Consider the following 12,001-nt stretch of genomic DNA (forward strand, 5'->3'; position numbering starts at 1 on the left):
GCTAGAAACCACACAAGTCAACTGATTAAACCTACGGCCTGAAGCGCCCGGGGTCAAACCCGGCCGGCCAAAGGATCAATTATCCACATGCTGTGGACAAAATCTGTGCATGACACGCAGCCCGTCAATACAGCGAACTTGCCCTGCGTCATGGCAGTCATTAGCTTAGATGCCTACAGTTACTAACAGCCGTCCCGGGGGCAGGGACGACGGCGGGTCGAACGGAACGGTTCGGCGAGTATGAGCGCGTTCGACAGGAGTTCCATTGGCAGACGGTGCCGCTTCGACGGAGGAAAACTGGCGAACGGTCCTCCAGGTGCTGTCGACGGATGAACGGATCACCCCGCAGCTGAAGGGCTTCCTCGGCCTGGTGGTTCCGAAGGGCATCCTGGGCGGTTCCTTCTACCTCGAGGTGCCGAACGACTTCACCCGCGACATGCTCGAGCAGAGGGTGCGCCCCTCGCTCCTCTCGGCGCTCGGCACCCTCGACGACGCCCTCGCCGTCTCGAACTTCTCGGTGGTCGTGAATCCCGACATCGACGACTACGACAGAAGCACCGACAGCAGCGCCCCGGTCGTCGCGCCCGCAGCTCGCGACGAGCTCACGCAGCCGGCCGTCACCTCGGGCTACGCCGAGTCGATCCCGCACGCGCAGGAGACCGTCGGCCCGGCCCGCAACAACGACACCCGGCTCAACCCCAAGTACAGCTTCGACAACTTCGTCATCGGCGGCTCGAACCGCTTCGCCCATGCCGCGGCCGTGGCGGTGGCCGAGGCGCCGGCGAAGGCCTACAACCCGCTCTTCATCTATGGCGACTCGGGGCTGGGCAAGACCCATCTCCTGCACGCGATCGGCCACTACGCCATCTCCCTCTATCCCGGGGTACGGGTGCGGTACGTCAGCTCCGAGGAGTTCACGAACGACTTCATCAACTCGATCGCCAACAACCGCGGCGCCGCCTTCCACAGCCGCTACCGCGACATCGACCTGCTGCTGATCGACGACATCCAGTTCCTGCAGGGCAAGGCCGAGACGCAGGAGGCCTTCTTCCACACCTTCAACACCCTGCACGACCACAACAAGCAGGTGGTCATCACCTCCGACCTGCCGCCGAAGCACCTCACCGGCTTCGAAGACCGGATGCGCACCCGCTTCGAGTGGGGCCTGATCACCGATGTGCAGACCCCCGACCTCGAGACCCGTATCGCGATCCTCCGCAAGAAGGCGCAGAGCGAGCGCCTCCGGGTGCCCGACGACATCCTCGAGTTCATGGCGTCGAAGGTGTCCAGCAACGTGCGGGAGCTCGAAGGGACGCTCATCCGCGTCACGGCCTTCGCCAGCCTCAACCGCACGCCGGTCGACATGCAGCTCGTCCAGACCGTGCTGAAAGACCTGATCACGCTCGACGACGACAACGTCATCGCGCCGGTCGACATCATCAACCACACCGCCGAGTACTTCAAGCTCTCGGTCGATGACCTCTACGGTTCCAGCCGCTCGCAGGCCATCGCCACGGCCCGCCAGATCGCCATGTATCTCTGCCGCGAGATGACCAGCCTGTCGCTGCCCAAGATCGGCCAGCTCTTCGGCGGCCGCGATCACACCACGGTGATGTACGCCAACAACAAGATCGGCAAGCTGATGACCGAGAAGCGGTCGATCTACAACCAGGTCACCGAGATCTCGAACCGCATCAAGCACAACCAGCGCTACAAGAGCGCCTGAGAGCCGCTGACCGGGTTTTCCACAGATTGTGAAAAGGGTGTGGAGAAACGGCTCCAGGATGTTGAACACCACCCCGATCGTGTGGAATCGTTCTCCGGCCGTTCAATCGACTTCACCCGCTGTCACCTTGTCATTCACACGGCGCCAACAAGTCACACCGATGTAGTTCCGCCGGATGTCGAGGTTTAAACAGACTTATCCACATATCCACAGCGGTTAAGACTGTTAAGAATTAATCATTAATGAAAATCACATCCCACAACCTTGTGATTCGAGCCGGTCACGATGCGTCACAGCCGTCGTCGCCGCATGCGGATAACATGAATCCGACCCCAGGTCTCAAATGCCGACAGAGGTGACTGCGTGAAGTTCCAAGTAAACCGAGACGTCTTCAGCGAAGCAGTGTCCTTCGCCGTGAAGCTGCTTCCTCAGCGCACCACGCTGCCCATCCTGAGCGGGGTGCTGATCGAGGCCACCGATGACGGGCTGAAGCTGTCGTCCTTCGACTACGAGGTCTCGGCGCAGACGCAGATCGCCGCCGACATCGAGGAGCCGGGCGTCATCCTGGTGTCCGGCCGGCTGCTCTCCGACATCGCGAACCGGCTGCCGAACGCCCCCGTGCGCTTCAGCACCGAAGACTCCCGCATCGTCGTCAGCTGCGGCACCGCGCGCTTCACGCTGCTGAGCATGCCGGTCGAGGAGTACCCGACGTTGCCCCAGGTCGGCGCCGAGTCCGGTCTGCTGCCGGCCGAGCAGTTCGCCGCCGCCGTGGCCCAGGTCGCCGTCGCCGCATCACGCGACGACGTCACCCCGGTCATCACGGGCGTTCAGCTCGAGGTCAGCGAGAACAGCATCTCCCTCGTGGCGACCGACCGGTACCGCGTTGCCGTCCGCAACATCGACTGGGACTCCAACGACTCCGACACCACGACCGCCACCGCGCTAGTGCCCGCACGCACCCTGCAGGAGGTCGGCAAGACCTTCGGCAACGCCGGCACCATCTCGGTCGCGATCACGAACTCCGACGACCGCGAGCTGATCGCGTTCAAGAGCGACAAGAAGACGGTCACCACCCTCCTGATCAAGGGCAACTTCCCGCCTGTGAAGCGTCTGTTCCCCGAGAGCGTCGACAACTACGCGGTGATCAACACCGCCGATCTGATCGAGGCCACCAAGCGCGTCAGCCTCGTGCTCGAGCGCGAGGCCGCCCTCCGCTTCACCTTCACGATCGACGGTGTGACGCTCGAAGCGATCGGCTCCGAGCAGGCGCAGGCCTCCGAGTCCATCGACGCACTTCTCACGGGCCAGGACACGGTCGTCTCGCTGAAGCCGCAGTTCCTCCTCGACGGCCTGAGCGCGGTGCACTCCGAATTCGTGCGCATCTCGTTCACGAAGACCGACAACCCCAACAAGCCGGGGCCGGTGCTCATCACGAGCCAGTCGTCGAAGGACCAGCCCGGTTCGGACGACTACAAGTACCTGCTGCAGCCCAACCTGCTGCTGCGCTGAAAACCTGCGCGCAGCACCTCCGGCACACGACACCCCCGACACGACTACAGAAGGAGACGGCCATGGAGATCGGCCTCATCGGACTCGGCAAGATGGGCAACAACATGCGTGCCCGCCTCAAGAAGGCCGGCATCGGCGTGGTGGGCTACGACACCAACCCGGCAGTGAGCGACGTCGCCGACCTGGCCGCACTGGCCGCAGCCCTCCCGGCTCCGCGCATCGTCTGGGTGATGGTGCCGGCCGGCAAGATCACCGACAGCGTGATCACCGAGCTGTCGAACGTGCTCGACGAGGGCGACCTCATCATCGACGGCGGCAACTCCAAGTGGACCGAGGACTTCAAGCACTCCGAGCTGCTCAGCCCCAAGGGCATCCAGTTCATGGATGCCGGTGTCTCGGGCGGCGTCTGGGGCCTCGAGAACGGCTACGGCCTGATGGTCGGCGGCACCGCCGAGATGGTCGAGCGCGCCATGCCCGTCTTCGACGCGCTGCGCCCCGAGGGCCCCCGCGACGAGGGCTTCGTGCACGTGGGCGAGGTCGGCGCCGGCCACTACGCCAAGATGGTGCACAACGGCATCGAGTACGGCATGATGCAGGCCTACGCCGAGGGCTACGAGCTCCTCGACGCCAAGAAGGACATCATCAAGGACGTCACGGGCACCTTCAAGGCCTGGCAGCGCGGCACCGTCGTGCGGTCCTGGCTGCTCGAGCTCCTGGTGCGCGCCCTCGAGGCCGACCCCGAGTTCGACCAGATCGAGGGCTACGTCGAGGACTCGGGCGAGGGCCGCTGGACCCTGGAGGAGGCCATCGAGAACGCCGTGCCGATGCCCGCGATCAGCGCCGCGATCTTCGCCCGCTTCGTGTCGCGCCAGGACGACTCGCCCTCGATGAAGGCCGTCGCCGCGCTGCGCAACCAGTTCGGCGGCCACGCGGTCAAAGAGCTCGACTGAGCTGACGCCCCCAGGTCGTGATCGTCCGTCATCTGAGCCTCACCGACTTCCGCAACTACCGCACCGCGGAGGTGGCGCTGGAGCCGGGCGCGAACCTGTTCGTGGGGCGGAACGGTCAGGGCAAGACGAACCTCGTCGAGTCCCTGGGCTACCTCAGCACGCTCGGCTCGCACCGGGTCTCGAACGATCAGGCCCTCATCCGCGCGGGTGAGGACGCCGCGATCGTCCGGGCCCGGCTCGAGCACGAGGGGCGCGAGCTGCTCGTCGAGCTGCAGCTGAACCGCTCCGGTGCGAACCGCGCCCAGGTCAACCGGGCGGCGATCAAGCCGAGGGAGCTCCCGCGGTACATCTCCACCGTGCTGTTCGCACCGGAGGATCTGGCGCTCGTGCGCGGGGAGCCGTCCACGCGCCGCCGGTTCGTCGACGGACTGCTCGGGGCGAAGGCGCCGCGCCTGCTCGGGGTGTTCGCCGACTACGAGCGGGTGCTCAAGCAGCGCAACGCCCTGCTGAAATCAGCCCGGGCATCCGGCCTGAAAGAGGCGAAGCTCAGCACGCTCGAGCTCTGGAACGAGCGACTGGTCGAACTCGGCTCCGAGATCATGGCCGAGCGGATCGCGATCGTCGCTGCGCTGGGGCCCTTCGTGCGCGAGGCCTACCAGGCGGTGGCGGGGTCGGATCAGGAGCCGACACTCGAGGTCGTGATGAGTGTGCTGTCCGAGCATCCGGAGACCGACGACGACGCGGTGGGCGACGAGAGCACGAACAGCGCGCCGGCTCTCTCACGGGAACAGCTCGCCGATGCCTTCCGCGCCGCGCTCGAGCGGGTCGCCCGCGCCGAGCGCGACCGGGGCATCACGCTGGTGGGGCCGCACCGCGACGACGTGCTGTTCCGGCTGAACACCCTTCCGGCCAAGGGGTACGCGAGCCATGGCGAGTCGTGGTCGTTCGCCCTCGCCCTGAAGCTCGCGTGCGCCGAGCTGCTGCGGGCCGACTCCTCGACGGGCGACCCGATCGTGATCCTCGACGACGTGTTCGCCGAGCTCGACCAGCGCCGGCGCGGGCGGCTGGCGGATGCGGTGAAGGACTACGAGCAGGTGCTCATCACCGCCGCGGTGTACGACGACGTGCCCGAGGCGCTGACCGCCCACACCGTGCGCATCGAGGCCGGGGCCATCGTGGAGTCCCCGAACGCTCCCGAGGCGCAGGATGCCTGAACCCACCAGGCGCAACCCCGAATCGCAGAACGTCTACCTGCGCCTGAAGACGGCGTTCGGCGACCCCACCTCCCGCGCCGCCCGCTGGCGCGAGAAGAAGACGAGGGCGCGCGGCGACGACGAGGCGAGCGTTCCCTACGGCGTCGGGCGCGACCCGAAGGGACTGGGCGACGTGATGTCGGGGCTCTCCAGCGAGCTCGGCTGGGGTTCGTCGCTCGCGAAGAGCGACCTCCTGCTCGCCTGGACCGAGATCGCCGGGCCCGAGACCGCCGAGCACAGCCGGCCGATCGGCATCACCGACTCGGTGCTGACGGTGCAGTGCGACTCGACGGCCTGGGCGACCCAGCTGCGGCACATGCGTGTGCTGATCATGACGACGATTGCTCAGCGTTTTCCCGAGGCGGGCATCGAGTCGATCCGCTTCGAAGCCCCCCACGCCCCGTCCTGGAAACGGGGCTCCAGATCGATTCCAGGGCGGGGTCCTCGCGATACCTACGGCTGACGGGGCAAATATGGTCACGCCAGTGGAGAAATCTCCTCTACGGGGCGTCTGACCGCTTTTTCCCATCCCGGGTTTGATAGAATTAAGGGTCGCCTGCCCGGCCGTTGGGCGCGGCACTGAGGAGCCCATTTCCATATGTCTGAATCGGACAAGGTCCACCCCGACAACGAGTACGGCGCCGACCAGATCCAGGTTCTCGAAGGCCTCGAAGCGGTGCGCAAGCGCCCCGGCATGTACATCGGCTCGACAGGGCCTCGAGGTCTGCACCACCTGGTATACGAGATCGTCGACAACTCCGTCGATGAGGCGCTCGCCGGCTATGCCACCCACATCGAAGTGGTCATGCGCAAAGACGGCGGCATCACGGTCACCGACAACGGCCGGGGCATCCCGGTCGACATCCACCCCGTGCAGAAGAAGTCGACCGTCGAGGTCGTCCTCACCATCCTGCACGCCGGTGGCAAGTTCGGCGGTGGCGGCTACGCGGTCTCGGGTGGTCTGCACGGCGTGGGCTCATCCGTCGTGAACGCTCTGTCGAGCGAACTCGACGTCGAGGTGCGCCGCCAGGGCGCCGTGTACCGGCAGAGCTACAAGATCGGTGTGCCCCAGGCTCCCCTCGAGCAGGGCGAGTCCACGACCGAGACCGGGACGCGCATCACGTTCTGGCCGAACGCCGACATCTTCGAGACCGTCGAGTTCGACTACGAGACCCTGCGTGCCCGCTTCCAGCAGATGGCCTTCCTGAACAAGGGCCTCGCCATCAAGCTGACGGATGAGCGGGGTGGCGAGTCCGGGGAGGACGAGGAGACCTCGGTCACCTACCTCTACGAGAACGGCCTGAAGGACTACGTCGAGTACCTCAACCGCTCCAAGAAGGCCGACCTCGTCAACGAGGAGATCATCTCCTTCGAGCAGGAGGACACCGAGCGCAAGATCGCGCTCGAGGTGGCGATGCAGTGGACGACGGGCTACACCGAGAGCGTCCACACCTACGCCAACACGATCAACACGCACGAGGGCGGCACCCACGAGGAGGGCTTCCGCGCCGCGCTCACCTCGCTGGTGAACCGCTACGCGCGCGAGAAGAACATCATCAAGGAGAAGGACGACAACCTCTCCGGCGACGACGTGCGCGAGGGCCTCACGGCCGTCATCTCGATCAAGCTCGCCGAGCCGCAGTTCGAGGGTCAGACGAAGACCAAGCTCGGCAACACCGAGGCGAAGGCCTTCGTGCAGAAGGTCGTCGGCACCGAGCTCACCGACTGGTTCGACCGCAACCCCGTTCAGGCGCGCGACATCATCCGCAAGGCCATCCAGGCCTCGCAGGCCCGTCTCGCCGCCCGCAAGGCGCGCGAGCAGACCCGCCGCAAGGGGCTGCTCGAGGGCGGCGGCATGCCCGGCAAGCTGAAGGACTGCTCGAGCCGCGACCCCGCCAAGAGCGAGATCTTCATCGTCGAGGGCGACTCGGCCGGCGGCTCCGCCATTCAGGGCCGCAACCCCGAGACCCAGGCCATCCTGCCTCTCCGCGGCAAGATCCTGAACGTCGAGAAGGCCCGGCTCGACCGCGCGCTCGGCAACAACGAGGTGCAGGCCATGATCACGGCGTTCGGCGCCGGCATCGGCGAGGACTTCAACCCCGACAAGGCCCGGTACCACAAGATCGTGCTGATGGCCGATGCCGACGTCGACGGCCAGCACATCACGACGCTGCTGCTCACGCTGGTGTTCCGCTACATGCGGCCGTTGATCGAGCTGGGCTACGTCTACCTCGCCATGCCGCCGCTCTACCGACTGAAGTGGTCGAACTCGCCGCACGAGTACGTCTACTCCGACGCCGAGCGCGACGCGCTGCTGGTCGACGGGCAGGCCGCGGGCAAGCGGATGCCCAAGGAGAACGGCATCCAGCGCTACAAGGGCCTCGGCGAGATGGACTACCGCGAGCTCTGGGACACCACGATGGACCCCGACACCCGCACCCTCCGCCAGATCACCCTCGACGACGCGGCCGCGGCCGACGAGATCTTCTCCACCCTGATGGGCGAAGACGTCGAATCGCGCCGCAACTTCATCCAGAAGAACGCCAAAGACGTCCGCTTCCTGGACATCTGACCGCGCCTGACCGCGCTCCGCTTCTGACCCTTCGATCGAGACTGACACATGACTGACGAAATCACTCCGCCCGCCGGCGATCGCATCGAGCAGGTCGATCTCCAGCTGGAGATGCAGCGCTCCTACCTCGACTACGCGATGAGCGTCATCGTCGGGCGCGCCCTGCCCGACGTGCGCGACGGGCTGAAGCCCGTGCACCGCCGCGTGATCTACGCGATGTACGACGGCGGCTACCGCCCCGACCGCGCGTTCTCGAAGTCGGCCCGCGTGGTCGGCGAGGTGATGGGTCAGTTCCACCCTCACGGCGACACGTCGATCTACGACACCCTCGTGCGCCTCATCCAGCCCTGGAGCCTCCGCTACCCGCTGGCGCTCGGCCAGGGCAACTTCGGCTCGCCCGGCAACGACGGTGCCGCCGCCCCCCGGTACACCGAGACGAAGATGGCCCCGCTCGCGCTCGAGATGGTGCGCGACATCCAGGAAGAGACGGTCGACTTCCAGGACAACTACGACGGCCGCACCCTCGAGCCGGTCGTCCTGCCGAGCCGCTTCCCGAACCTGCTGGTCAACGGATCGGTCGGCATCGCGGTCGGCATGGCCACGAACATCCCGCCGCACAACCTGCGCGAGGTCGCCGCCGGCGCCATCTGGTACCTCGAGAACCCCGAGGCCTCCCGCGAGGAGCTGCTCGAGGCCCTGATGCAGCGCATCAAGGGCCCCGACTTCCCCACCGGCGCGCAGATCCTCGGCGTCAAGGGCATCCACGACGCCTACCGAACCGGTCGCGGTTCCATCACCATGCGCGCCGTGGTGAGCGTCGAGGAGCTGCAGGGCCGTACCTGCCTCGTCGTCACCGAGCTGCCCTACCAAGTCAACCCCGACAACCTGGCCATCAAGATCGCCGACCTCGTGAAGGACGGCCGGCTCTCGGGCATCGCCGACATCCGTGACGAGACCTCGGGCCGCACCGGTCAGCGCCTCGTGATCGTGCTGAAGCGCGACGCGGTGGCCAAGGTCGTGCTGAACAACCTCTACAAGCACACCTCGCTGCAGGAGAACTTCGGCGCCAACATGCTGGCGATCGTCGACGGCATCCCGCGCACCCTCCCGCTCGACGGCTTCATCACCGAGTGGGTCGCGCACCAGATCGACGTCATCGTGCGCCGCACCCGCTTCCGCCTGCGCGAGGCCGAGGCGCGGATGCACATCCTGCGCGGTTACCTCAAGGCGCTCGACGCGCTCGACGAGGTCATCGCACTCATCCGCCGTTCGCCCACGGTCGAGGAGGCCCGCGACGGCCTGATGGAGCTGCTCGACATCGACGAGCTGCAGTCCCGCGCCATCCTCGAGCTGCAGCTGCGCCGCCTGGCCGCCCTCGAGCGCCAGAAGATCCAGGAGGAGGCCGAGGCCCTCCAGCTGAAGATCGACGAGTACAACGTCATCCTCGGCAGCCCGCAGCGCCAGCGCGAGATCATCACCGAGGAGCTCGGCGAGATCGTCGAGAAGTTCGGCGACGACCGGCGCACCGAGATCATGTTCGGCTTCGACGGCGACATGAACATCGAAGACCTCATCCCCGAGGAGGAGATGGTCGTCACCGTCACCCGCGGCGGGTACGTCAAGCGCACGCGCAGCGACAACTACCGCAGCCAGCACCGGGGCGGCAAGGGCGTCAAGGGCGCCCAGTTGCGAGCGGATGACGTGGTCGAGCACTTCTTCGTCACGACGACGCACCACTGGCTGCTGTTCTTCACCAACCGGGGCCGCGTCTACCGCGCCAAGGCGTACGAGCTGCAGGAGGCCGGACGCGACGCCAAGGGGCAGCACGTCGCGAACCTGCTGGCGCTCGCGCCTGACGAGCAGATCACGCAGATCCTCGACATCCGCGACTACCAGACCGCGCAGTACCTGGTGCTCGCCACCAAGGGCGGCCTGCTGAAGAAGACGTCGCTGACCGAGTACGACACGAACCGCTCGGGCGGCATCATCGCGATCAACCTGCGCGACGACGACGAGCTCGTCTCGGCGCTGCTGGTCGACGAGGACAGCGATCTGCTGCTGGTGTCCAAGAAGGGCATGTCGATCCGCTTCACCGCGAGCGACGACGCGCTGCGCCCGATGGGCCGCGCGACCTCCGGGGTCATCGGCATGAAGTTCCGTGGGGAGGACTCGCTGCAGGGCGCCTCCGTGGTCTCCGACGAGGGCTTCGTGTTCATCGTCACCGAGGGCGGCTACGCGAAGCGCACCTCGGTCGACGAGTACCGGGTGCAGGGCCGTGGCGGACTGGGCATCAAGGTGGCCAAGCTGCAGGATGCCCGGGGCGATCTGATCGGCTCCCTGATCGTCGGGGAGGACGACGAGGTCCTTGTGGTTCTTGCCAGTGGCAAGGTGGTACGCTCTGCCGTGGCCGAAGTTCCGGCCAAGGGACGCGACACGATGGGCGTGGTCTTCGCCCGCTTCGCGGACGATGATCGCATCATCGCGGTGGCCAAGAACACCGAACGCAACCTGGAGTCCGAGCTCGAGGCGGGTGCAGAACCCGTGCTGGGCGAGGCACTCGGGGAGAGCGCAGACGCCGGGTCTGCGCCTGGAGAGGACGTAACGACGGATGAGTAATCTTGGCGACAAATTCGCGAAGAAAACGGCAAGAGTCGCCAACACCAAGCAGGTCCGGCTGAAGCTGGTCTACATCGACTTCTGGTCGGTGCTGAAGATCTCGTTCCTGCTCGCCATCATCCTCGGAATCGTGACCGTGGTCGCCAGCTTCCTGGTGTGGTCGGTGCTGAATCAGACGGGCGTGTTCGATTCGATCAACACCCTGCTGCAGGACATCGCGGGCGCCGGCAACTTCGACCTGTTCGACTTCGCCTCGCTGCCGCAGGTGATGGGCTTCTCGATCGTCGTGGCCATCCTGAACGTCATCGTCATCACCGCGCTCGGAGCGATCTGGGCCGCGCTGTACAACTTGGCCGTGCGGATCACCGGCGGCATCATGCTGGGCTTCACCAACAAGTGACGCTCGACCGGCCCGATTGTGTGATCGGGCACTGCGTAGGGTAATCTCTACTCTGGTCAAAAAAACGGGGCTATAGCTCAGGCGGTTAGAGCGCTTCGCTGATAACGAAGAGGTCCAAGGTTCAAGTCCTTGTAGCCCCACCCATAGATTCACTCCCCGAACGGGGCCTTAGCTCAGTTGGTAGAGCGCCTGCTTTGCAAGCAGGATGTCGGGAGTTCGATTCTCCCAGGCTCCACCGAAAGAAGCCCCCCACCGTGAGGTGAGGGGCTTCTGTCGTCGAGGGGCTGAGGTCAGCTCTCGGGGTTGGTCTCGGGCTCCGGGTCCTCGTCGGCGATCCAGAGCTCGTCGTCGGCGCGGAAGGTCTGCCAGAGGGCGTAGCCGACACCGACGAGAGTGACGACGCCGAGGCTGACGACGAACGCGGTACCGACCTTCGAGCCGCCCGACTTCGGGGCGGACTTCTTGACGGCCTTGCTGGCCTCCTTGACCTTCTTGCCGGCGTCCTTGAGGAACTCGGGGTTCTTCGAGGACTGCAGCACCGCTGCAGCCGAGCCGAGCGTCGAGGCGAGGGCGGGGATGACCTCGGACGAGAACTGCTTCTTCACGGTCGAGCCGGCGACCTTGACCTCGGCGACCTTGCGGCTCACCGTGGGGGCGACGGAGTCGACGGCGCTCTTCACGCGGGGCTTGACCTGCTCCTCGGTGAGGAAGCTGGCCTGCTTGCCGGCCTCACGGATGATCGTGTTGGCGCGGTCGAGCACGTCCTGCTGGTCGAGCCACAGTTCTTCTGCCGAACCCTTCAGGCGCTTGAGCGCCTTGCGACGCTTGCGGGAAAGACTCATGGGAAACCTCCATCGGCGAAAGCACGGACAACTTCATCTTGGCACGCTCTGCACCGCCGCAGTAGTTCGCGGCCCTGATCATCCGCTCCTCATCGTCTGGGCCTTCACTGGATGCGGCGTGCCGGTATGACAG

9 protein-coding genes and 2 tRNA genes are annotated in these 12,001 nt (G+C 65.9%); 10 read left to right on the forward strand and 1 reads right to left on the reverse strand.

Features of this window, described 5'->3' with window-relative positions:
* Positions 1 to 316: 316 nt before the first annotated feature.
* The 10 genes from dnaA (at position 317) to BJ984_RS03875 (ending at position 11,261) form a co-directional block, all read left to right on the forward strand.
* On the forward strand, positions 317 to 1,726 hold the full coding sequence (gene dnaA / locus BJ984_RS03830; protein WP_373877387.1) for a chromosomal replication initiator protein DnaA: 1,410 nt from the start codon (positions 317 to 319) through the stop codon (positions 1,724 to 1,726).
* 363 nt (positions 1,727 to 2,089) lie between these two features.
* On the forward strand, positions 2,090 to 3,235 hold the full coding sequence (gene dnaN / locus BJ984_RS03835; RefSeq protein WP_179546901.1) for a DNA polymerase III subunit beta: 1,146 nt from the start codon (positions 2,090 to 2,092) through the stop codon (positions 3,233 to 3,235).
* 62 nt (positions 3,236 to 3,297) lie between these two features.
* Positions 3,298 to 4,185 carry a phosphogluconate dehydrogenase (NAD(+)-dependent, decarboxylating) gene (gene gnd / locus BJ984_RS03840; protein ID WP_179546902.1) on the forward strand — a complete coding sequence of 296 codons (888 nt, stop codon included), beginning with the start codon at positions 3,298 to 3,300 and terminating at the stop codon, positions 4,183 to 4,185.
* A gap of 17 nt (positions 4,186 to 4,202) precedes the next feature.
* Positions 4,203 to 5,399 (forward strand): DNA replication/repair protein RecF, encoded by a 1,197-nt coding sequence (gene recF, locus BJ984_RS03845; protein ID WP_179546903.1) that lies wholly within the window; start codon positions 4,203 to 4,205, stop codon positions 5,397 to 5,399.
* The gene (locus BJ984_RS03850) at positions 5,392 to 5,901 is read left to right on the forward strand and encodes a DciA family protein (RefSeq protein WP_173182094.1); all 510 of its coding nucleotides are present in this window, start codon (positions 5,392 to 5,394) and stop codon (positions 5,899 to 5,901) included. Before recF ends, BJ984_RS03850 begins: the two co-directional genes overlap by 8 nt.
* Before the next feature lie 135 nt (positions 5,902 to 6,036).
* Positions 6,037 to 8,010, forward strand: a complete 1,974-nt coding sequence (gene gyrB, locus BJ984_RS03855) for a DNA topoisomerase (ATP-hydrolyzing) subunit B (RefSeq protein WP_179546904.1) — start codon at positions 6,037 to 6,039, stop codon at positions 8,008 to 8,010.
* Positions 8,011 to 8,058: 48 nt separating this feature from the next.
* The gene (gene gyrA / locus BJ984_RS03860; protein ID WP_179546905.1) at positions 8,059 to 10,626 is read left to right on the forward strand and encodes a DNA gyrase subunit A; all 2,568 of its coding nucleotides are present in this window, start codon (positions 8,059 to 8,061) and stop codon (positions 10,624 to 10,626) included.
* Entirely contained in the window at positions 10,619 to 11,026 is a 408-nt protein-coding gene (locus BJ984_RS03865; RefSeq protein WP_173182091.1) for a DUF3566 domain-containing protein, read from the forward strand. Before gyrA ends, BJ984_RS03865 begins: the two co-directional genes overlap by 8 nt.
* Positions 11,027 to 11,092: 66 nt before the next feature.
* A tRNA-Ile gene (locus BJ984_RS03870) sits at positions 11,093 to 11,166 on the forward strand.
* Between the two features lie 22 nt (positions 11,167 to 11,188).
* Positions 11,189 to 11,261, forward strand: a tRNA-Ala gene (locus BJ984_RS03875).
* 55 nt (positions 11,262 to 11,316) lie between these two features.
* Here the strand turns inward: BJ984_RS03875 and BJ984_RS03880 are convergent.
* Positions 11,317 to 11,868 carry a hypothetical protein gene (locus BJ984_RS03880; protein ID WP_173182090.1) on the reverse strand — a complete coding sequence of 184 codons (552 nt, stop codon included), beginning with the start codon at positions 11,866 to 11,868 and terminating at the stop codon, positions 11,317 to 11,319.
* Positions 11,869 to 12,001 lie beyond the last annotated feature (133 nt).

The organism is Herbiconiux flava (assembly GCF_013409865.1).
GTDB classification, from domain to species: domain Bacteria; phylum Actinomycetota; class Actinomycetes; order Actinomycetales; family Microbacteriaceae; genus Herbiconiux; species Herbiconiux flava.